Consider the following 19,851-nt stretch of genomic DNA (forward strand, 5'->3'; position numbering starts at 1 on the left):
TACGGATTCCGATTGAATCTGGTAGTTTCAGATTCAATCCGAGCAGATGCGAGTAGGAAAAAATACGGATTCAAATTGAGTCCAGGACATGTCCGGGCGCAATTTTGCGCGGAGCGCATGGAAAAAATACGGTTTTAAGGAGATGGACGGGCATCCGGCGCCTTTCCGGATGTTCGGGAATCGGATTAAAATCTTATCAGGCCTTAATTCCGAACAGGCTGCCCACCAGAGCGCTCAGGGCCATCGCTGCCGCGCCCCAGAGCGTCACGCGCAGCGCCCCTTTCCACAGGCTGGCGCCGCCCGCGTAGGCGGCCAGGGCGCCGAGCAGCAGCAGGGCGAGCAGGGTGACCACGGTGACACCCACACTGACGAGGTGGTGAGGAAGCAGCGCCGCCGCGATCACCGGAAGAATGCCCCCGGTGATGAACGCCAGCGCCGAAGCCAGCGCCGCCTGAAAAGGCCGCGCCCGAAGCTGCTCGGTGATGCCCAGTTCCTCGCGGGCGTGGGTGCCGAGGGCGTCGGCAGCGGTGAGCTGCTCGGCGACCTGCCGCGCCACCACTGGGTCCACACCGCGCGCCACGTAGATGTCGGTGAGTTCCTGCAACTCGTACTCGGGCTGCTCGCGCAGTTCGCGCGCTTCCAGGGCGAGGTTGGCCTGTTCGGTGTCGGCCTGCGACTGCACCGAGACGTACTCCCCGGCGGCCATAGACGTGGCCCCCGCCACCAGCGCCGCCACGCCCGCGAGCAGGATGGTGCCGGCGCTCACGCCGCTGGCCGCCGCCACGCCCACCACGATGCTCGACACCGACACCACGCCGTCGTTGGCCCCCAGTACGGCGGCCCGCAGCCAGCCGATGCGCTCGGTGTTGTGCTGCTCTGAATGCGGCGAAAAAGTCGGGCTACTCACGCGGTCATTATCGCCTCAGCGGCGCCCTCACTCGGGGGAACGGTGGGCAAGCGTCCCTTCATGCAGCGCGGGACGTGGAGCGGGTAGGGGACGTGCTGGTCGCCTCACGCCGTCAGGGCGAGTACGTCATTCAGGTGGGGCGCAATCTGGAACCGCTCGAGCATCTGTTGCGGCGGTACGCGCCACTCATACCACTTTGAAAAATAGTTTGGATCCCACCAAGCAGTAGGCCGCCATCCACCAACCATCGGGACAGCGGCCTGCTTGTCTTTTCCCTTACTCCAGCACGTAGCGCACGCCTTCTTCAAAGCCGACCTGCGCCGTGTCGCCGCGCCCCAGCACCCGGTTGCGGCGCCAGGGCATCCACTCAGTCTGACCGCCCGCGCTGCGCAGAAAGCCGCGCACGCCGACTTCCACATAGCGGGCCGGGCCACCGAGCAGGGCAGCCAGGCCCGCCCGCACCGCGTCGGCGTCACGCAGCGGGCCGGTCAGCCGGGCCGAGGGCACGCCGCCCCCGAGAAGTTCGGCCCCCTGCTCCGGCAGCGGCTCACGGTGGAGGGCCTGTGCGTGCGGGCGGTAGAGGTCCACCCGGAAGCCGTCGAGCACGCGCAGGGTGGTGACCGCTTGCGCCTCGGGCAGGCGGTCCACGAACGCGACGTGGATGTCAAGTTCGAAGCCGCGGACCCCTTTTTCCGTCGTGGAGGACGGCTGGGTCATGCCTGCCGCCCCTGCCCGGCGCTGCGTTCGAGCAGCAGGCGGTGGCTCATGACGTGCGAGGCCAGCATCCGCTGCCAGTCGAGGGCGTCGAGCTCGCCGAAAAAGGGGTGCCAGAAGGTCCGGTCGGGCGTGGCGCGCACCTGCGCAGAGACTTCCTCGGCGGCGGCGCGGCTCTGCGCCCACTTTTCCGCCACCTCGTCCCAGGCGACGCCCTGCTCGCTCGGCAGCGCGGACGCCGGGGCCTGCCGCTTGCCGTCCTTGAGCACGCCGGGTTCCTGCGGCACCGCACGCAGCGGGCGGTCCGAGAGCAGCAGGCGGGTCACGCCGGTCACGGCGCCGCTGATGAGCATCACGTGTTCCACTTCCTGCGCGGGCGACCACTCGCGGCCCGGCTGGACCTGCTGCCAGTCGCCCTGGCGGGTCTGGACGTGCTGCCAGAACAGGTCGAGTTCACGCTTGAGGCGCTCCCCCACCTCGGCGGGCGTGGCACCGACGAAGGCGAGCATGGCAGGGTCCTGAAGGGGGGCAGTCATACGGGCAGTCTAAGGCCTGAAGCCGCTGCACTCAGCCGATGTGCGTCTCGAGCACGCCCACGCCTTCCACTTCCACTTCCACCCGGTCCCCGCGCTGCAGCGGCCCCACGCCCTCGGGGGTGCCGGTCAGCACCACGTCGCCGGGTTCGAGGGTCACGAAGCGGGTCACGTAGGTCAGAATCTGCACCACGTCGAAAATCATGTGGCTGGTGCGCCCGTCCTGGCGGATTTCGCCGTTCACGCGGGTCTGCACGCGCACGTCACGCGGGTCAAGGTCCGTGACCAGCCAGGGACCGAGCGGGCAAAAGCGGTCGGCGGCCTTGGCACGGAACCATTGCAGGTCGGTCTTTTGCCGGTCACGGGCGGTCAGGTCCAGGGCACAGGTGTAGCCCAGGACCGCCCCCAGCGCCTCGTCCGGCTTCAGCTGGCTGGCCCGCTGCCCGATGACCAGCGCGAGTTCGCCCTCGAAATGAAAGTTCTCGGTCCAGCTCGGGTACTCCACCGTGCCGCCGGGTTCGGCCAGCGCGTTCGGCCCCTTGAGAAAGATGCCCGGTTCGCTCGGCAGGTCGCCCGTATCGTTGCCGAGTTCGCGGATGTGGTCGAGGTAATTGCGGCCCACACACACGATTTTGCTCGGCTCGGCGGGCGCGAGGAGCTGCGCCTGCGTGAGCGCCAGCGTCTCCCCCGTGCGCGGGCCGGTCAGCCCCCCGGTCAGGTGAATGGTGTCGTCTTCGAGCACGCCCCAGCGGGGGCCGCCCTCCTGCTGCACACGAACGATCCGCATGAACCGAGCATAGCGGGCGGGCGATCCCGCCAGACCACGCCTAGCATTTGAAAAGTCAGGGAGCCGTTTTTTCGCACCTCTGATGTCTTTCAGGGAGCAATTCCAGTCAAGTTCACGCTGCGGGCCGCCAGAACAGCCACAATGGAAGGCATGACGACCAGCGTTCCTCCTTACGCAGCGGCCTCTCCCCAGACGGGTCGGCCCCGGCCCCAGACGATGGCCGAGAAAATCCTTTCCCGCCGAGGCGACGCCGACGTGTACGCGGGCGACCTCGCGGTGGTGGAGGTGGACCAGGTGATGGTGGTGGACTCCATCGCCCAGAGCTTTATCGAGCGGATGGAACGCGACCTCGGCGCCGCGCCGAAATACCCGGAGCGGGTGAGCATCGTGGTGGACCACGTGGCCCCGGCCAGCACCGTCAGCGTGGCGCAGGCGCAGAAGGAAGCGCGGGAGTACGCGGCGAAAACGGGCGTGCGGCTGTTCGACGTGGGGCGCGGCATCTGCCATCAGGTGCTGATGGAAGAGGGGCTGGCGCAGCCCGGCTGGATCGTGCTGGGGTCGGACAGCCACTCCACCACCTACGGCGCGGTGGCGGCCTTCGGGTCGGGCATGGGGGCCACCGACATCGCCCTGGCCGCCGCGAGCGGCAAGACCTGGCTGCGGGTGCCCGAGAGTGTCAAGGTCACCCTGAGCGGCGAGTTGCGCCCCGGCGTGAGCGCCAAGGACGTGGCCCTCGAAATGATTCGCGTGCTGGGGGCCGACGGCGCGACCTACCAGAGTGTCGAGATTCACGCCGGGGACCGCTTCACGCGCGGCGAGCGCATGACGCTGGCGAACCTGTGTGTGGAAGCGGGGGCCAAAGCCGGTCTGGTCGTGCCCGGCGGCGACATCCTGACCGACTACGGCTACGACGTGCCCGAATGGGTCTACCCCGACGCGGGCGCCACCTACGTGCGAGACGTCGAACTCGACCTCTCGGCGCTGCGGCCCCGCATGAGTGCCCCGAGCGAGGTGGACAACGTTCACGACGTGGCCGAGCTGCGCGGCCTGAAGGTGGACCAGGTCTTTATCGGCACCTGCACCAACGGGCGCATCGAGGACCTGCACGCCGCCGCCGAGGTGCTGCGCGGGCAGCGGGTCAGCCCCGGCACCCGGCTGCTGGTGATTCCCGCCAGCAGCCGGGTGATGGAGCAGGCGCTGGAGGACGGCACGCTGCTGACCCTGCAACGGGCGGGGGCGGTGCTGGGCACGCCGGGCTGCGGTCCCTGCATGGGGCGTCACCAGGGGGTGCTGGCCCCCGGCGAGGTCTGCGTAAGCACTTCCAACCGCAACTTCATCGGGCGCATGGGCGACAAGGACGCCCGCATCTACCTCGCCTCGCCTGCCGTGGCCGCCGCGACCGCCGTGATGGGCCGCGTGGCGTTGCCGGAGGACCTGACGCGGGACTTGGCCCCGGCCTGAAGCGATCAGCGGCCAGACTTCGTGAACCCTGAGCGGTCACACGGGCCACCTTCCTGCTCGACTTTCGCCCGCCCGACTTCCGCCTGTCCTACTCTCTTTCCCACCCACAGAGGTTTTCATGCCCAGAATCTGGAAATTCGGCGACAGCGTCAACACCGACGACATCCTGCCCGGCAAGTTCGCCCCCTTCATGGCGGGTGAGGACGTGTTTCAGACCTTCGCCTTCCACTATGTCCGCCCCGAGTTCGCCGCCGAGGTTCGGCCCGGAGACGTGCTGATCGGGGGCCGCAACTGGGGCCTGGGGTCCAGCCGCGAGTACGCGCCGCAAGCCCTCAAGAAGCTGCGAATCGGCGGCATCGTCGCGCCGAGCTTTGCCCGCATTCATTACCGCAACCTGCTCAACCTGGGCATTCCCGCCTTCGAGTACGACCTGACGACCCTGCTGGAGGACGGCGACGAGGTGACGCTCGACGCCCAGACCGGCCTGCTGACCCACGCGGGCGGCACCGTGCAGCTGCCCCCCCCACCCGAGTTTCTGCGCGAGGCGCTCAGGGAAGGCAGCATTCTGGACTTTTTCAAGAAGCACGGGCGGTTCCCCGGCGAGAAAGTCAGCTCCGCCAAGTAATACGGATTCCGATTGAATCTGGTCGTTTCAGATTCAATCCGACTTGCAAAGCTGCTCAGCAGAGCGGATGCGAGTAGGAAAAAATACGGATTCCGCGATATGGATACACAGGCGGCGCCTTCCTAACTGTATAGGCCCGACTGTGCAGGAATTAAGCGGAATCCGTATAAGCCCTGCTGAATAGGTTCTGCCGAAGAGGTTCTGTCGAATAGGTTCTGTCGAGCAGACTCAGTCGAGCAGACCCAGCCGCCGCAGCAGCGCGGCAGAAAAAATCCACTCCTCGGGTTCCTCGGTGCCGGTCACGCGCAGCAGCACGCAGCCCCGGTCACGGTAGAAGGCGCAGATTTTGGCCCAGGCCTGCGCCTCACTGCCCGCTTCCTCCTCTATGTCTTCCAGCGTGCCCCACAGGTCGCCGTCCACCTCGGCACTTTGCAGGGCCTCGGCGTGCCCGCTCAGCACGTAGGCGTCCACCGTTTCGCTCTCGGGGTACGTCGCGTCCCCGGCCCGCAGGTCCAGGCGGTCGTCGCGTTCGTAGAGCCGGGCCAGAAAGGCGTCCCACTCGGGCAGGGTGAGCGTCAGGTCGGCGGGCAGGTCGGTCATGGCGAGCAGTGTACCGGCCTGTCCCGCTGCCCGCTTCCTTCTGCCGAACCGCACGAATGTCTAAAGCCGTCTGCTCACCCGGACGGGAACTCGTGCCCGGCCCGGCCCGTAGACTGAAGCATGATGGGACGCCCGACTCAAGTTTTAGCCCCCGACCCTCGCTGCCCCCGGTCACGCCGCCCCCAGTCACGCCGCCCCCGGTCACGGCGCCTGCTGGCCCTGGCCGCCTGCGGCACCCTGGCGCTGGGGGGCTTTTCTCTGCCCCTCGCCTCCGGGCCGGACCTGCTCAGCCCCGGACAGGCCATCGCCCAGTCCGGCGGGGGCTTTGGCGGCAGCAGCTCGGGCGGCGGATACAGCGGTGGGGGATACAGTGGTGGTGGGGGCTACTCCGGGGGCGGGTACTCCGGCGGCGGCTACAGCGGGCCGATCATCATCGGGGGCGGGTACTACGGCGGCGGTATGGGCTACGGGGGAGGCATGGGCCTGCTTCCCCTGATCATCTTCGGGGTGGTGATTTTCGGGGTGGTCGCCATGATGCGCCGCAACCTCGGCGGGGGCGGCGCACGCGGCCTGGGCAGCCTGGGCAGCGCCAGCGGCACCGCACAGGCGGTCAGCGTGCAACTGCTGCTCGCCGAGGGCGACGAGGTCAAAAGCGCCCTGCAACGCATCGCGCAGCAGGGGGACCCCGACACCAACGCCGGACTGGCCCGGATGGTGCAGGAAGCCGCGCTGGTGGCGCTGCGTCACCCCGAGCGCTGGGTGTACGGCAACGTGGAGCGGGCGCAGGGGGCGGCGAGCGCGGCAGGCAACCAGGTGGGCGCCTGGGCCACCGAGGCCCGCGCCGCCTTTCAGGAGCAGACCACCAGCAACTACCAGAACAATGACCCGAGCAGCGGCTTTCAGCGCCGCACCAACTACAGCTACGACAAGGAAGTGGCAGACCTCTACCTCGCCGTGACCATCGCCGTCGCGGCGCACACCCTGGGCAACCTGCCTCCCGCCGGGGCCACCACTGCGGCCGAGGCCCGCGCCGCGCTGCTCGCCATCAGCGGCGTGACCGAAGGCGACCTGATCCGCGCCGAGGTCATCTGGAGTCCCGACACCGAAGGCGAATTCCTCAGCGAGGACGACGCCATCGTGAAATACCCCAAGCTGACCAAGCTGTAAGCGAACGCGGAGAGAGGGACGGGCCGCTGCAAGGTACCCGTCCCTCTCTCCCTTGTCCCCTTTATCCCCGGCTCAGCGCCCGGCTTCCACCACGATGCCTTCTTCCTCGCTCATCCGCACGATGTTGGCGAGGGTGTGAATCGGCACGTTCAGGTCCGCGAGGTGAGTGCGGCCACCCTCGAATTCCTTTTCGATGACGCAGCCCAGGCCCAGCAAAGTGGCGCCGCTGTCGGCGATGATGTGGCTCAGGGAACGCAGGGTGCCGCCCGAGGCCAGAAAGTCGTCGATGACCACCACGCGGTCCCCCGGCCCCAGGTACTCGGAACTCACGAACAGGTCCACCGCGCCGCCCTTGGTGCGGCTGACCGACTGCGCCGTATAGACCTGCTCGCTCATGGTCAGCGGTTTTTTCTTGCGGGCATAGACCATCGGCACACCGAGTTCGGCGGCGGTCATGATGGCCGGGGCGATGCCGCTGACCTCGATGGTCAGGACCTTGGTGGGCGAGAGCGGCGCGAAGTGGCGGGCGAACGTCTCCCCCATCTCACGGGTCAGCGCGGGAAGAAGCTGGTGGTTGACCAGACCGTCCACCTTGAGAAACCCGCCCGGCAACACCTTGCCCTCGCGCCGGATCGCCTCGACCAGTGACTGCATGGGGGAAAGTCTAGGCGATCAGTTCAGCCGGGGGCCGTACTCGTACACCGCCTGCCAGGGCTTGTAGCGGGTGTCCACGCGGTCGGTGCGGGTTCCCTGAGCGTCCTTGATGGTGCGGGTGATGTAGAGGTTGTAGCCGTCCTGCGCCCAGTCCACCTGCTTGCTGGTCCCGGCGGGCAGCTTGGGGTTGAAGACGTACTGCGGCGCGGGGTGCGGCGTGCGCGAGAGGATGACGGCGGGCGAAACGCTCACCGTGCGCTGCGGCTTGGTGCCCCAGATCTGGATTTCCAGGCGGCTGGCGGCGTCGTTGTTCACCGAACGAACCAGGATGGGCGCCCCGGTGTCGTTCTTCATCTTGAGGTCCACGCCGGGGTCGTACACGGCGGCCTCGAAGCCCACCTGCGGCTCGTAGTACTTCACGCGGTACGAGTGCTGGTTGCGCTCCACGATGGGCAGGCCCGCCTGATACAGCGCCCGGAACGCGGTGGTGCTGACCTGACACACGCCCCCGCCGAGGCCGTCCACCGTGCGCCCGCCGCTGATGATCAGGCCGCCCACGAACCCGTTTTCGGGGCTGATGCTGCCCAGCGCCTGCAGAAAGCTGAAGTCCTCGCCCGCCGCGACCACGGTGCCGTCGATCTTGCCTGCCGCGTTGGCGATGTTGGTGCGCCGCTCGGCGGAGCTGCCGTAATAGGTGCTGGTGCCGCTGGCAATCAGCTCCAGCTTGGCCGGGTTGGGCAGGTCCGCCAGCTTGAGGGTCGGCTGCTGCTGCACCGACGGGAAGGTGATGGTGGTCCTGGCCGGGTCGAGCAGGCCCTTGCGAAACGCTTCGAGGCCCTTTTTCGGGTCGGTCACGCGCCCGGGCTTTTCGCCCACCTTGCCCCAGGCGCCGCCCCGCCAGGCGTAGCGGGCGTTCTGGGCGGGCTGGTCGAGCTGGTAGCTCAGGCTCTCGAAGGCGCCCTTGATGGTCTTGTCGTCGAGGACGATGCCCTCGGGCTTGACCCAGTACAGGTTGGCGACCTGAAGCGGCGCGAGCGACCCCGAGCGGTTCGAGCCTTCGAGCTTGAAGGTCACGCCGCGCATCAGCCGGTTGCCGAGTTCGGCGTGTTTGGCGAGCGCCGCCGCCGTGTACTGGGCGGGCCACTCGGTCATCGGCACGTTCAGGACGCGCTTGGTGGGGTCGGCGGCAAAGCCTTTGGCCGCCGCCTGTGCGTTCGCCTTGCGGCCCGGCGTGTCGGGGGTCAGGACGGCGTAGCGGCGCGTCCCCGGGTCAAAGCCCACCGTGGCGTTCACCGGCTGCGTCGCCAGACCCGCCGTCAGCTTGCCGATGGTCGCCTGCGCCACGGCAGGGTCCACCTTCGTCACCAGGGGAACGTCCTGCACCTTGCTCTGTCCCAGCACGCCCAGCGCCCGTTCGCTCCAGGGGCGGGCGTCGCTGAGTTTCCGGGCGGCGTCGAGGCTCGCCTGCGGGTCCACCTGATACCCGAGCTTTTCGGCACTCAGGGTCCAGCTTTTGCCCCCGGCCTTCACTTCGACCTGCGGGGCCTGGGCCTGCGCCTGCCCGCGCACGGCAGCCAGGGCCGCGTCCGGTGAGAGGCCGCCCACATTTACGCCGCCCACCCGCAGTCCCGGCGCCAGCTTGTCGGCCTGCGCCGAAACCCCCAGGGCCAGGGCGCCTCCCAGTACTCCCACAGCACCCAGGCCCAGGAGTGCAGTTTTCGTCGCTCGCGTCATCACTTTCCAGTGTATGCAAAAAACCCGCAGGAAAGTGAAAAAATGGACGGGTCATGACGCCGGGTCGGGTTCTGTGCCCGCACCCGCTCTACCCGTTGAGGTCCTCCTCGGCAGCCCGCTTGAGGGGGTTGTTGCGGGTCAGTGGCGTTTCGACCTCCACACCCAGCCGGGGCTGGTCACTTTCGCCGGAACCGGGCAGCAGGCGGTGGCCCAGCGCCAGGGCGTCGGCGGTGAGCTGCGGCGCCAGGGCCTGCGCGTACCGCAGCAGCAGCGCGGGGCCGCCCACCATCACCTCGGCGTCGCCGCGCACCAGGGCGTCCACGATGCGGTGGGCGGCGGGCGCGGCGCCCAGTGAGAGCAGCGGCAGGTTGTCGAGGGTGGCGAACAGGGCGTACTCCTGCTCGTAGCGGCCCTTGACCGTCGCCTGCCGGGCGCTGCCGGTGCGCATCAGGCCGGGGCAGACGGTGGTGACGGTCACGCCCTGCGCGGCGAGTTCGGAGCGCAGGCCCTGGCCCAGTCCCACCGCCGCGAACTTGCTCATGGAATACGGCACCAGATGCGGCACCGCCACCTTGCCGCCCACCGAAGTCACCAGCAGCACCCGCCCCCGGCGGCGGCTGAGCTGCGGCAGCAGTGCCCGCACCAGCCGCAGCGGCGCGAAGGCGTGAATCTCCATCACGTCGCGGAAATCCTGCTCGGTCATGTTGGCGAGCGGCCCCGACTGAATGAGTCCGGCGCAGTGCAGCAGCACGTCCACGTCTCCGAAGGCGTGCGCGGCGCTCATGACGGCGGCCAGGGCGTCCGGGTCCGTCACGTCGGCGCTGACGGTCTGGACCTCGGCGCCGCGCCCGCGCAGGTCCTCGGCGGCGAGGCGCAGGTCGCGCTCGGTGCGGGCGACCAGGGTCAGCCGCGCTCCCCGCGCCGCGAGTTCACGCCCCAGCGCGAGGCCCAGCCCCCGGGAACCTCCCGTGAGCAGCACATGTTTGCCGCGCAGGTCGTAGGGCGCAGGGAAGGCGCGGCGGCCCGCCAGAGCGGCGATGCCAGCGGCCAGCAGCAGACGTTTGGGAAGACGCATCCTCACAGTGTGGCGCGGCGTGTGGCGCGGCGCCGTTTAGAGTGAAGGCATGGACAAGCCCGCTCCCGCCGCGCAGCGCACCCTGTTCGAGCGCATCATCGCCCGCGAGATTCCCAGCCAGGTCGTCTACGAGGACGAGAACTACATCGCCATCAAGGACATCGCCCCCAAAGCGCCCATTCACCTGCTGGTGATCCCCAAGCGCGTGACGGCGCGGGTGGACGACATCACCGACCCGCTGGAAATGGGCCGACTGTGGCTCAAGGCGACCGAGATCGCCCGCGAGCACGCCGCCGATTACCGCCTGGTCGTCAACTGCGGCGCGGGCGGCGGGCAAATGGTCTTTCACACCCACATTCACATCCTGGCAGGCTGGAAGGACGGCCCGGACAGCGACACCTGATGCGGCCCGAAGTGCCTTTCGACGCCGTGCTGCTTGACCTCGACGGCGTGCTGGTGGAAAGCGAAGGCCTCATCGCGCAGGTCTGGCAGAGTGTGCTGGCAGAGTATGGCCTGCGGCTGGACCTCGCCGAAATCGCCGGGCAGTTTACCGGGCAGCGCTTCGAGGGGGTGCTGGCCTACCTCGGCACGCAGCACGCGTTCGTGCCTCCGCCCGGATTTCTGGACACGCTGGAAACGCGCTTCAACGCCGCCATGCCGGGCGTGACCGCCATCGAGGGCGCCGCCGAAACGCTGCGGGCGCTGCGCGACTCGGGCGTGCCCTTCGCCATCGGCAGCAACAGCGAGCGCGAACGGCTGCACCTCAAGCTGCGCTTCGCCGGGCTGACCGAGCTGGCAGGCGAACACGCCTACGACCCCTCCTGGGTGGGCGGGCGCGGCAAGCCCAGGCCCGACCTCTACGCCTTCGCGGCGCGGCAGCTCGGCACCGTGCCGGAGCGCTGCGTGGTCATCGAGGACAGTGTGGTCGGCGGCGCGGCGGGACTGGCGGCGGGCGCGACCCTCTGGGGCCTGCTGGTGCCGGGACACCCCCACCCGGACGGCGCGGCGGCGCTGGAGCGGCTGGGGGCCGCCCGCGTGCTGACCTCCCACGCCGGGGTGCGCCGGGCACTGGAAGAAGCCGGGCTGCTGGCACCCGCCCCTGCAGGCGACTCCTGACCTTTCCTGAAGGCGACCTTCAGCGCGAGGTCAGCCGGGGGGCCTAAGCTGGCCCCATGACGACTCGACGTTTGGCAAAGTGGCCGCTGCTCACCCTCGGCGCGGGGTTGCTGGCGGGGTGCGCCGTGTCCGGCCCCGGCCAGTTGCGCGTGCATGAGGCGACCCTCTACGGCGCCGGAGCGCAGCGCATCGTGTGGGTGTACGGCGACCTCGGCAGCGGCCCGAGCAGCTCGCTCAAGCTCGGTCAGGACACCGTGACGCTGCGGGCACAGGTCAGCGACCCGCTCGCCACGCCGGGGTCGCTCAGTGTCGACGGCAAGGCTGCGTACGTGGGCCGCATCGATAACGTGGCGGTGCGCCTGACGCTGGGGCAGGACGCCGGGGGACGTTTCACCGTCACGCCGCTGGCGGGCAACCGGGTGCAGGCCGTCTACCACACCGACGGCGCCCGCTGGCAGAAACTGAGCGCGACTTCGGGCCTCGCCACCGGCAGCGCCGTGAGCGGTCTGCGCGGCGCCGGGCAACTGACCGACGCCGAAGCCGACGCCCTGACCCGCGCCCTCTCCGGCCAGGGACCGCTGGCGGTGGCCGTGCTGGACGAGGCGAGTGCCCCCGACGCCCGCATCGCCGCCGAGCCGCGCCCGCAGGAGCAGCGCCGCACCGCCCTGTACGTGCTCAGCAGCTCGCAGATTGTCCGCACGTCCACCCCTGCACCTGCCAACGGAGGCCAGACCATGAACAGCGGGACCGTCCGCCTGGGCGAAGTGGCCCGGGGCACCAACGCCAGTGCCGAAAGCCCCAGCGTCATCGTGGCCCGCAGCGCCAGCGAAGTCCGTTCGCTCTACGCCGTCGCCTACGGGCGGCAGGGCGGCACTCCGGCACTTCCCGGTCTGGCCCCGGGTGAGGCCCTGGTCGGTGTGTTCATCGGTCAGCGCAGTACGGGCGGCTACGGCGTGCGGGCCACCGGCGCGGGGGTGCAGGGCAACACCCTGAACCTGCGCGTCGAACTGACCGCCCCCGGCGCGGGCAGCATCACCACCCAGGCCCTCACCAGTCCCTGGGTCATCGTGCGGGTGGGCGGCACCTTCAGCAGCGTGAATGTGACCGACCAGAGCGGGCGCCCGTTTCCGCAGTAAGCGTCAGGAGGACCAAGAGGCCGCCCGGTTGTCATACGGATTCCGCTTAATTCCTGCACAGTCGGGAAAGCGCCGCCTGTGCATCCATATCGCAGAATCCGTATTTTTTCCTACTCGCATCCGCTCGGATTGAATCTGAAACTACCAGATTCAATCGGAATCCGTATCAGGACGAACCGGGCGGCCTTTTCCGCAGGCCAGGAAAAATCCCCCCACCGGAGGGCAGGGGGATTCATGAAGTCGGTTTCAGCGGCCAGGCTCAGCGGCCAGACTCAGCGGTTCGGCACGAACTCGCGGTCTGCGAAGTCCTCGCGGCGGGGGCCGCGTTCGTCACGGTCACGGCTCCAGCGGCCACCGCCAGCGTTACCACCTTCACCACGGCCACCACTGCGGTTGCCGGAGCCGCCGCGTCCGCCGCCGGAGTTGCCCCGGCCATAGCCGCCGCGTCCGCCTTCGTCGCGGTCACGGTAGCCGCGTCCGCCCTGATAGCCGCCGGCGTCACGGCGCTCGCGGGTGGGCTGCTCGAACAGTTCGGGCAGTTCCTGGGCGATCTGCACTTCCACCTGACCGTCGAGCGGCGCGGCGCTCATCAGCTTCTCGACAAACTCGCTGGGCACGTCGGCCACGGTGCCGCCACGCCACTGGCGCACCTTGCCGAGGCGGCGGGTGTCCACGTCCACGGCGCGGGCGAGCAGAGCCACCGTGCGCGGCACGCTCAGGCGCTCGCCGTGCAGGATCAGGGTGGTCAGGCCCTCTTCACCGCTCAGGAGGCTGGCGGCCTTGGCCGGCTCGGTCACGCCGCTGATTTTAGCGAGCGCACGGGCCAGGGCTTCGAGGCCCAGTTCGCTGAACAGCTTCTCGGCTTCGGCCTGGAAGCCCTGTGCGGCGCCGGAGTCCACGCGGCGCACCATTTCGCTGCTGGCACGGGCGCTGGCCTGAGCGACTTCGGCGGGCGTGGGCAGGGCGCGCTCCTTAAAGCGCACGCCGGTGATGCGTTCCAGACCCATCATTTCCCGGTTGTCGCGGTCGCCGTACATGATGATGGCGGTGCCGGTGCGCCCGGCGCGGCCCGTGCGGCCCGAGCGGTGCACGTAGCTTTCGGGGTCCTGCGGCAGGTGGTACTGCACGACGAGGTCCACTTCGGGAATGTCGAGGCCACGCGCCGCCACGTCGGTGGCGACCAGCACGCCCACGCGCCCGCTGCGGAAAGCACCCAGGGCACGTTCACGCTGGGTCTGGGCGAGGTCGCCGTGCAGCGCCTCGGATTCCAGGCCCCGGTGAATCAGCTCGTTGGCGAGTTCGTCGGCTTCGCGCTTGGTGCGGGTAAAGACGATGGCCTTTTCGGGGTTGTAGACGGTGAGCAGGTCGGCCAGCACGCGGGTGCGGCTGCGGCCCACGCGCACCTTGAGGTGCTCGACGGTCTGCGCGGCCTGCGACTTGCCCTCGCCCACCATGTCCACGACGAGGGGGTCCTTGAGGTAGTTGCGGCTCAGGCGCTTGATGTCGTTGTTCAAGGTGGCGCTGAACAGCATGGTCTGGCGCTCCTCAGGCGTCTTCTGGAGGATGGTTTCGATGGCGTCGGCAAAGCCCACGCTGAGCATCTCGTCGGCCTCGTCGAGCACCGCGAACTGCACCGCGCTCAGGTCGAGGTTGCCGCGTTCGAGGTGATCGATGAGGCGCCCGGGGGTGCCCACCACCACGTCTACGCCACGGCGCAGGGCGTTTTCCTGCGGGGCGTAGGCCGCGCCGCCGTAGACGGTCACGGTGCTCAGACCGGGCGCACTCTTGGAAAACTCGTCGGCGACCTGCTTGGCGAGTTCGCGGGTGGGGGCCACCACGATGGCGCGGGGCAGGCGGCTGCGCTCGCGGCTGGGTTCGAGCTTCATGATGATGGGCAGCGCGAACGCCAGCGTCTTGCCGGTGCCGGTGCGGGCGCGGCCGATCAGGTCACGGCCCTGGAGGGTGTGGGGAAGGCTCTCGGCCTGGATGGGGCTGGCTTCGGTGATGCCGCGCTCGGCAAGACGCGCCGCGAGTTCGGGCGCAATCAGTTCTGCAAAGTTCATTTGTGGTCCTTTCGGGAGAAGTCCCCTGGTGACCAGCAAACGCTCCTGTAGCACAGCTTTCGCCTGATTGCCCGTCACTCAAAGTCAGTTGGAAAAAGGGAAACTCTCCAGCCGCCCCAGCCTTGATGCTGCGAGCGGCGTACAAGAGAGCAGATTACACGCGAACCGAATAAAAAGCAAGCCCTGCGCCTGCCGCACCCTTGCCCGCCGCTGCGCTCCTTCTTCGGGCGGCCCGACGGCCTACACTCGCCGCATGACCCTGCCGCTGCCCGACCCCATTCTCGACCTCGACGTGTGCGCCCTGGCCGGAGCGACCCGGCGCGGCGACCTCACCCCGTCCGAAATCACGCGGACCTATCTGGCCCGCCTGGGCGCCCTCAACCCCGAATTGCGGGCGGTCATCACGGTCAACCCGCACGCGCAGGCCACCGCCGACGCCCTCGACGACGTGCCGGAGGCGCAGCGCGGCGCCCTGCACGGGGTCCCGCTGCTCATCAAGGACAACATCGACGTGGCGGGCCTGCCGACCACAGCGGGCAGCGTGCTGATGAAAGGCCATGTTCCGGCAGGTGACGCTCCCCTGGTGGCGCGGCTGCGGGCGGCGGGCGCGGTGATTCTAGGCAAGGCGAACATGACCGAGTGGGCCAACTTCATGACGCTGGGGATGAAGAACGGATACTCGTCGCTCGGCGGGCAAACGGTCAACCCCTGGGGGCCGGAGCACGATACCGGCGGCAGTTCGTCGGGCAGCGGCGTGGCGGTGGCGGCGCGGCTGTGCGCGGCGGCCATCGGCACCGAAACGAGCGGCAGCATCGTGAGTCCCGCGCACGCCAGCGGCGTCATCGGCCTCAAGCCCACGCTGGGGCTGATTCCGCGCACCGGCATCGTTCCCATCAGCCACAGCCAGGACACCGCCGGGCCGCTGACCCGCAGCGTGCGTGACGCGGCGCTGCTGATGTCCGTGATGGCCGGGCCGGACGCGGACGACGAGGCGAGCCGCCGCCTGCCGGTGCCCGACCTGACCCTGAGCGAAAGCGCACTGACCGGGGCCGACCTCGTCGTCATTCGCGACGAGCCGAACATGAGCGAGGCCGAAGGCGCCGCGCTCGCCCGCGCCGAGAATCTGCTGAGCGCGGCGGGGGCCGAGCTGCACAGCGCCGACTTTCCCACCCGCGCCGAACTGGAAGCGGCGGGCTGGCGGCTCGACGTGCTGGTGTACGAGTTCAAGCCGGACCTGAACGCTTACCTGAGCACGGTCACGCAGGGGCCGAAGTCGCTGGCGCAGGTCGTCGAGCAGAACGACGCCGACCCCGACACCTGCCTGCGCTACGGCCAGCACCTGCTGCTGGCGGCGCAGGCCACGCGCGGCGACCTGTCCGAACCCGCCTACGCCCGCGCCCGTGAACGCGACCTGCGACTCGCCCGCACACGCGGCCTCGACGAACTGTTCGCGCGGGGACACGACGCCGCCCTGTTTCCCGGCATTCACGGCTGCGACCTCGCGGCGGCGGCGGGCTATCCCAGCGTGGCGCTCCCGGTCCCCACGGAAACGGGCGCAGGGGGCAAACCGGGCGGCGTGCTGCTCGTCGGTCCGGCGGGCAGCGACGGACGGCTGCTTTCCCTCGCGGCGGGGCTGAACCGGGAACTCGGCGGCGTGAAGTTTCCGCCGGAACGGGCGCCGTAAGGCCAGGGGTCAAGGATTTCGAGAAGTCGAGAGGGCGGCCCAGTCTCGACCTCCCCTGCTCTCGACTCCCCGCCCTCCACCCTCTACCCTGTGCCCATGACGCACGACACCCGGCCCGAACAGGCCAAGAAACTGGCCGACATCGACTGGAACAACCTGGGTTTTTCGTACATCAGGACCGACCTGCGTTACCTGTCGCACTGGAAAGACGGCGAATGGGACGCGGGCACGCTGACCGAAGACAACATGATTCATCTGGCCGAAGGCTCGACGGCCCTTCACTACGGCCAGCAGTGCTTCGAGGGCCTCAAGGCGTACCGCTGCGCCGACGGCTCCGTCAACCTGTTTCGCCCCGACCAGAACGCGGCCCGGATGCGCTCAAGCTGCCGCCGCCTCCTCATGCCCGAAATCAGCGACGAAATGTTCATCGACGCCTGCAAACAGGTCGTGCAGGCCAACGAGCACTTTCTGCCGCCCTACGGCACGGGCGGCAGCCTCTACCTGCGCCCCTTCGTGATTGGCGTGGGCGACAACATCGGCGTGCGGACGGCCCCCGAGTTTCTGTTCAGCGTGTTCTGCGTGCCGGTCGGACCCTACTTCAAGGGCGGGCTGACCCCCACCAACTTCATCACCTCCGACTTCGACCGCGCCGCGCCCAACGGCACCGGGGCGGCCAAGGTGGGCGGCAACTACGCGGCGAGCCTGCTGCCCGGCTACGAGGCCAAGAAGCGCGACTTCGCCGACGTGGTGTACCTCGACCCCGCCACCCACACCAAAATCGAGGAGGCGGGCGCGGCCAACTTCTTCGCGATTACGGGGGACGGCAAAAAGTTCGTCACGCCCAAGTCGCCCTCCATCCTGCCGAGCATCACCAAGTACAGCCTGCTGTGGCTCGCCGAGCACCGCCTGGGCCTGGAAGTGGAAGAAGGCGACATCCACATCGAACAACTGGGCGAGTTCAGCGAAGCGGGCGCGTGCGGCACGGCGGCGGTCATCACGCCCATCGGCGGCATCCAGCACGGCGACACCTTCCACGTCTTTCACTCCGAAACCGAGCCGGGGCCGGTCACCCGCCGCCTGTACGACGAACTGGTGGGCATTCAGTACGGGGACAAGGAAGCGCCGGAGGGGTGGATTGTGAAGGTGGAGGGGGCAGAAGGCTGAAGGCAGATGGCAGATGGCTCTCTAGCCTTCGGCCTAAGCAAAAAGCAGAGGGGGCTGAGGCAAACGCTTCGGCCCTTTCTTTTTGGCCTTCTGCCATCAGCCATCTGCCATCAGCTATCCTCCCCCCGTGACCACAACCAAACTGCTGCCCTCACGGGCCGACGTGCCCCGCGAACAGACCTGGGACATCGAAGCCCTCTACGCCACCCCCGCCGCCTGGGAAGCCGAAGCCGAGGCGCTCACCGCTGACATTGCCGGACTGGGCAGCTCCGCAGGCACGCTGGGCGAGTCGCCCGAAAAGCTGCTCGCGTACCTGAAGGCCGCCGACGCGCTGGAGCTGCGCCTGGCCCGCTTCATGTCCTACGCCAGCATGAGCGCCAGCGTGGACGGGCGCGACGCGACGGCTGCCGCATGGCGTGACCGGGCGAGCGGCATCGGCGCACAGTACGGCAGCGCGGCGGCTTTTGCGCGGCCCGAACTGCTGGCGCTGGACGAAGGGCAGCTGCGCGAGTGGCTCGCCCGCGAGGACTTTGCCGATTTCCGCGTCAAGCTGGAGCGGCTGCTGCGCGTGAAGCCGCATGTGCGCTCGGCGGAAGTCGAGGAACTGCTGGGGGCGGTGCAGGCTCCCTTCGCCAGCGAGCGCGGCATTCACCCCGCGCTGGCGAACATGGATATGGATTTTGGCACCGCTGTGGGCCAGAAAATCACGCAGGGGAACGTAGACCGCCTGACCTCCGACCCCGACCGCGAGATTCGCCGTGAAGCCTGGGAGAACTACGCCGACGCGCACCTCGCCGCCAAGCACGCGCAGGCCGCCATGTACGCCACCAACGTGCGCCAGAACGTCTTTCTGGCCCGCGCCCGGCGCTACCCCGACGCGATTACGGCCAGCCTCTCCCCCGACAACATCCCCGTGGGGGTCGTCACCACGCTGCTGGAGACCTACCGCGCCAACACCCCCATCTGGCACCGTTACTGGAAGGTGCGGCGCGACTGGCTGGGCCTCCAGGAACTGCGCGAGTACGACGTGAAAGCCTCGCTGGTGCCTCCCCGCACCGTCAGCTACGCCGAGGCCGTGGACTGGATTGCCGAGGGGATGGCCCCGCTGGGCGAGGAATATGTCAGCGAGATGCGCAAGGGGCTGACCACCGAGCGCTGGGTGGATTACGCCGAGAACGACGGCAAGCGTCAGGGCGCGTACTCCAACGGCGGCGGGCGCGTCAAGCCCTACATTTTCATGACGTGGAACAACACGGTGGGCAGCTATTCCACCCTTGCGCACGAAATCGGCCACTCCATGCACTCCTTCCTGGCCGCGAAGGAACACGCCGCCTCGGTGCCGCGCTACACGCTGTTTCACGCTGAAGTCGCCAGCAACTTCAATCAGGCCATGAGCCGCCAGAACCTGCTCGCCAGGGCGCGGGCGGCAGGCGACACCGACCTGGAAGTGCAGATCATCGAGGAAGCGCTGAGCAACTTTCACCGCTACTTCTTCATCATGCCGACGCTGGCGGCGTTCGAGCTGGAATCTTACCGCCGCATCGAGGCGGGCGGCACGCTGAGCGCCCCCGACCTGATCAAACTCACCGCCGACCTGCTGAGCGAAGGCTACGGCGACGGCGTCACGATGGACAGAGAACGCAGCGGCATCCTGTGGGCGCAGTTTTCCACGCACCTGTACGCCAACTTCTACGCCTACCAGTACGCCACCGGCATCAGCGCGGCGCATCAGCTCCTCGAACAGTTCAGCGCCGACCCGGGGGGCGCCCGCGAAACCTACCTGAAGTTCCTCAAGTCGGGCGGCAGCCTCGACCCGATTGACGCTCTGAAGGAAGCGGGCGTGGACATGCTCAGCCCCGCCCCCGTGCAAGCGACTTTCCGCACGCTGGAAGGCTACGTGGCGCGGCTGGAGGAGTTGCTGGCGCAGCGGCGCGGCTGATGGGTGATGGAGAGGGGTTGGGCCGCGTACCCCTCAAACAAATCTCCCTGCCAAAGAGATAAACACCTTTTCGAGATAAGCCAGCCGCCCTTCGAACTGGGGCGGCAAATTCATTTATGTCGTGCATTTGACTGACGAGCAATGGGGTGTCCTTGCTCCGCTGATTCCGCAGCCGGTGAAACGAACGGCACGTGGTCGTCCAGTACGCGATGACCGTGAAGTCCTCGAAGGAATCCTCTGGATTCTGCGTGCTGATACGCAATGGATCGAGTTGCCGCAGGGAGAATGTCCACCCAACTCGACCTGCCACGAACGCTTCCAGAAATGGAATGAGCAAAATGCCCCTCCACGCCACTCTGGCATAGAGCTGATACGGATTCCGATTGAATCTGGTCGTTTCAGATTCAATCCGACTTGCAAAGCTGCGCAGCAGAGCGGATGCGAGTAGGAAAAAATACGGGTTACGCGATATGGATGCACAGGCGGCGCCTT

General features: G+C 68.3%; 18 protein-coding genes and 1 pseudogene. 10 read left to right on the forward strand and 9 right to left on the reverse strand.

Going from position 1 to position 19,851, the window contains the following annotated elements; all coding sequences use genetic code 11:
- Nucleotides 1-196: 196 nt before the first annotated feature.
- The 4 genes from G6R31_RS06510 to G6R31_RS06525 all read right to left on the reverse strand — a co-directional run bounded on the left by G6R31_RS06510 (nucleotide 197) and on the right by G6R31_RS06525 (nucleotide 2,941).
- Nucleotides 197-907: a VIT1/CCC1 transporter family protein gene (locus G6R31_RS06510; RefSeq protein ID WP_017869518.1), complete on the reverse strand. Its 711-nt coding sequence runs from the start codon at nucleotides 905-907 to the stop codon at nucleotides 197-199.
- Between the two features lie 276 nt (nucleotides 908-1,183).
- The gene (locus tag G6R31_RS06515) at nucleotides 1,184-1,624 is read right to left on the reverse strand and encodes a hypothetical protein (RefSeq protein WP_017869519.1); all 441 of its coding nucleotides are present in this window, start codon (nucleotides 1,622-1,624) and stop codon (nucleotides 1,184-1,186) included.
- On the reverse strand, nucleotides 1,621-2,157 hold the full coding sequence (locus tag G6R31_RS06520) for a DinB family protein (protein ID WP_017869520.1): 537 nt from the start codon (nucleotides 2,155-2,157) through the stop codon (nucleotides 1,621-1,623). The genes G6R31_RS06515 and G6R31_RS06520 overlap by 4 nt, the downstream gene beginning before the upstream one ends.
- Nucleotides 2,158-2,188: 31 nt before the next feature.
- The gene (locus tag G6R31_RS06525; RefSeq protein WP_025567563.1) at nucleotides 2,189-2,941 is read right to left on the reverse strand and encodes a fumarylacetoacetate hydrolase family protein; all 753 of its coding nucleotides are present in this window, start codon (nucleotides 2,939-2,941) and stop codon (nucleotides 2,189-2,191) included.
- Nucleotides 2,942-3,091: 150 nt separating this feature from the next.
- On the opposite strand from G6R31_RS06525, the gene G6R31_RS06530 reads away from it, so the two are divergent.
- Together G6R31_RS06530 and G6R31_RS06535 are read left to right on the forward strand one after the other, a co-directional pair.
- On the forward strand, nucleotides 3,092-4,402 hold the full coding sequence (locus G6R31_RS06530) for a homoaconitate hydratase family protein (RefSeq protein WP_026138683.1): 1,311 nt from the start codon (nucleotides 3,092-3,094) through the stop codon (nucleotides 4,400-4,402).
- A 118-nt stretch (nucleotides 4,403-4,520) separates the two neighbouring features.
- Entirely contained in the window at nucleotides 4,521-5,027 is a 507-nt protein-coding gene (locus tag G6R31_RS06535) for a LeuD/DmdB family oxidoreductase small subunit (protein WP_017869523.1), read from the forward strand.
- A 228-nt stretch (nucleotides 5,028-5,255) separates the two neighbouring features.
- On the opposite strand, the gene G6R31_RS06540 is transcribed toward G6R31_RS06535, so the two are convergent.
- Nucleotides 5,256-5,627 carry a hypothetical protein gene (locus tag G6R31_RS06540; RefSeq protein ID WP_017869524.1) on the reverse strand — a complete coding sequence of 124 codons (372 nt, stop codon included), beginning with the start codon at nucleotides 5,625-5,627 and terminating at the stop codon, nucleotides 5,256-5,258.
- Between the two features lie 123 nt (nucleotides 5,628-5,750).
- Between G6R31_RS06540 and G6R31_RS06545 the strand changes: the two genes are divergently transcribed.
- A complete protein-coding gene (locus G6R31_RS06545; RefSeq protein WP_025567566.1) occupies nucleotides 5,751-6,794 on the forward strand; it encodes a DUF1517 domain-containing protein in 1,044 nt (347 codons plus the stop codon).
- 72 nt (nucleotides 6,795-6,866) lie between these two features.
- On the opposite strand, the gene xpt is transcribed toward G6R31_RS06545, so the two are convergent.
- From xpt to G6R31_RS06560, 3 genes are all read right to left on the reverse strand, one after another.
- Nucleotides 6,867-7,448, reverse strand: coding sequence for a xanthine phosphoribosyltransferase (gene xpt / locus G6R31_RS06550; protein WP_017869526.1), 582 nt, complete (start codon nucleotides 7,446-7,448; stop codon nucleotides 6,867-6,869).
- A gap of 18 nt (nucleotides 7,449-7,466) precedes the next feature.
- Nucleotides 7,467-9,182: a VanW family protein gene (locus G6R31_RS06555; protein WP_017869527.1), complete on the reverse strand. Its 1,716-nt coding sequence runs from the start codon at nucleotides 9,180-9,182 to the stop codon at nucleotides 7,467-7,469.
- An 88-nt stretch (nucleotides 9,183-9,270) separates the two neighbouring features.
- Entirely contained in the window at nucleotides 9,271-10,257 is a 987-nt protein-coding gene (locus tag G6R31_RS06560) for an SDR family NAD(P)-dependent oxidoreductase (protein ID WP_017869528.1), read from the reverse strand.
- Between the two features lie 49 nt (nucleotides 10,258-10,306).
- Between G6R31_RS06560 and G6R31_RS06565 the strand changes: the two genes are divergently transcribed.
- Genes G6R31_RS06565 through G6R31_RS06575 form a run of 3 tightly spaced genes read left to right on the forward strand, consistent with a single transcriptional unit; the run spans nucleotide 10,307 to nucleotide 12,509 of the window.
- Entirely contained in the window at nucleotides 10,307-10,660 is a 354-nt protein-coding gene (locus G6R31_RS06565) for a histidine triad nucleotide-binding protein (protein ID WP_017869529.1), read from the forward strand.
- Complete coding sequence (locus tag G6R31_RS06570) at nucleotides 10,660-11,373, forward strand: HAD family hydrolase (protein WP_017869530.1); 714 nt, start codon at nucleotides 10,660-10,662, stop codon at nucleotides 11,371-11,373. Before G6R31_RS06565 ends, G6R31_RS06570 begins: the two co-directional genes overlap by 1 nt.
- 56 nt (nucleotides 11,374-11,429) lie before the next feature.
- On the forward strand, nucleotides 11,430-12,509 hold the full coding sequence (locus G6R31_RS06575) for a protease complex subunit PrcB family protein (protein WP_026138684.1): 1,080 nt from the start codon (nucleotides 11,430-11,432) through the stop codon (nucleotides 12,507-12,509).
- A gap of 272 nt (nucleotides 12,510-12,781) precedes the next feature.
- Here the strand turns inward: G6R31_RS06575 and G6R31_RS06580 are convergent, their stop codons facing one another.
- Nucleotides 12,782-14,572 (reverse strand): DEAD/DEAH box helicase, encoded by a 1,791-nt coding sequence (locus G6R31_RS06580; protein ID WP_017869532.1) that lies wholly within the window; start codon nucleotides 14,570-14,572, stop codon nucleotides 12,782-12,784.
- A 253-nt stretch (nucleotides 14,573-14,825) separates the two neighbouring features.
- Between G6R31_RS06580 and G6R31_RS06585 the strand changes: the two genes are divergently transcribed.
- The 4 genes and pseudogenes from G6R31_RS06585 to G6R31_RS06600 form a co-directional block, all read left to right on the forward strand.
- On the forward strand, nucleotides 14,826-16,256 hold the full coding sequence (locus G6R31_RS06585; protein WP_017869533.1) for an amidase family protein: 1,431 nt from the start codon (nucleotides 14,826-14,828) through the stop codon (nucleotides 16,254-16,256).
- Between the two features lie 96 nt (nucleotides 16,257-16,352).
- Nucleotides 16,353-17,420, forward strand: coding sequence for a branched-chain amino acid aminotransferase (locus G6R31_RS06590; RefSeq protein ID WP_017869534.1), 1,068 nt, complete (start codon nucleotides 16,353-16,355; stop codon nucleotides 17,418-17,420).
- A gap of 127 nt (nucleotides 17,421-17,547) precedes the next feature.
- Nucleotides 17,548-19,359 carry an oligoendopeptidase F gene (gene pepF, locus G6R31_RS06595; protein WP_017869535.1) on the forward strand — a complete coding sequence of 604 codons (1,812 nt, stop codon included), beginning with the start codon at nucleotides 17,548-17,550 and terminating at the stop codon, nucleotides 19,357-19,359.
- Nucleotides 19,360-19,471: 112 nt separating this feature from the next.
- Nucleotides 19,472-19,708: pseudogene (locus G6R31_RS06600) on the forward strand (transposase); the annotation flags it as partial.
- Nucleotides 19,709-19,851: the final 143 nt, after the last annotated feature.

It is taken from the genome of Deinococcus wulumuqiensis R12 (genome assembly GCF_011067105.1).
Taxonomy (GTDB): domain Bacteria; phylum Deinococcota; class Deinococci; order Deinococcales; family Deinococcaceae; genus Deinococcus; species Deinococcus wulumuqiensis.

What these genes read in the sequence shown, in the direction of transcription:
- G6R31_RS06585 (WP_017869533.1), top strand. Translation starts at nt 14,826, where the DNA reads ATGACCCTGCCGCTGCCCGACCCCATTCTCGACCTCGACGTGTGCGCC.
- G6R31_RS06525 (WP_025567563.1), bottom strand. Translation starts at nt 2,941, where the DNA reads ATGCGGATCGTTCGTGTGCAGCAGGAGGGCGGCCCCCGCTGGGGCGTG.
- G6R31_RS06590 (WP_017869534.1), top strand. Translation starts at nt 16,353, where the DNA reads ATGACGCACGACACCCGGCCCGAACAGGCCAAGAAACTGGCCGACATC.
- G6R31_RS06535 (WP_017869523.1), top strand. Translation starts at nt 4,521, where the DNA reads ATGCCCAGAATCTGGAAATTCGGCGACAGCGTCAACACCGACGACATC.
- G6R31_RS06540 (WP_017869524.1), bottom strand. Translation starts at nt 5,627, where the DNA reads ATGACCGACCTGCCCGCCGACCTGACGCTCACCCTGCCCGAGTGGGAC.
- xpt (WP_017869526.1), bottom strand. Translation starts at nt 7,448, where the DNA reads ATGCAGTCACTGGTCGAGGCGATCCGGCGCGAGGGCAAGGTGTTGCCG.
- G6R31_RS06575 (WP_026138684.1), top strand. Translation starts at nt 11,430, where the DNA reads ATGACGACTCGACGTTTGGCAAAGTGGCCGCTGCTCACCCTCGGCGCG.
- G6R31_RS06515 (WP_017869519.1), bottom strand. Translation starts at nt 1,624, where the DNA reads ATGACCCAGCCGTCCTCCACGACGGAAAAAGGGGTCCGCGGCTTCGAA.
- G6R31_RS06520 (WP_017869520.1), bottom strand. Translation starts at nt 2,157, where the DNA reads ATGACTGCCCCCCTTCAGGACCCTGCCATGCTCGCCTTCGTCGGTGCC.
- G6R31_RS06555 (WP_017869527.1), bottom strand. Translation starts at nt 9,182, where the DNA reads ATGACGCGAGCGACGAAAACTGCACTCCTGGGCCTGGGTGCTGTGGGA.
- G6R31_RS06530 (WP_026138683.1), top strand. Translation starts at nt 3,092, where the DNA reads ATGACGACCAGCGTTCCTCCTTACGCAGCGGCCTCTCCCCAGACGGGT.
- G6R31_RS06545 (WP_025567566.1), top strand. Translation starts at nt 5,751, where the DNA reads ATGGGACGCCCGACTCAAGTTTTAGCCCCCGACCCTCGCTGCCCCCGG.
- G6R31_RS06580 (WP_017869532.1), bottom strand. Translation starts at nt 14,572, where the DNA reads ATGAACTTTGCAGAACTGATTGCGCCCGAACTCGCGGCGCGTCTTGCC.
- G6R31_RS06560 (WP_017869528.1), bottom strand. Translation starts at nt 10,257, where the DNA reads ATGCGTCTTCCCAAACGTCTGCTGCTGGCCGCTGGCATCGCCGCTCTG.
- G6R31_RS06570 (WP_017869530.1), top strand. Translation starts at nt 10,660, where the DNA reads ATGCGGCCCGAAGTGCCTTTCGACGCCGTGCTGCTTGACCTCGACGGC.
- G6R31_RS06565 (WP_017869529.1), top strand. Translation starts at nt 10,307, where the DNA reads ATGGACAAGCCCGCTCCCGCCGCGCAGCGCACCCTGTTCGAGCGCATC.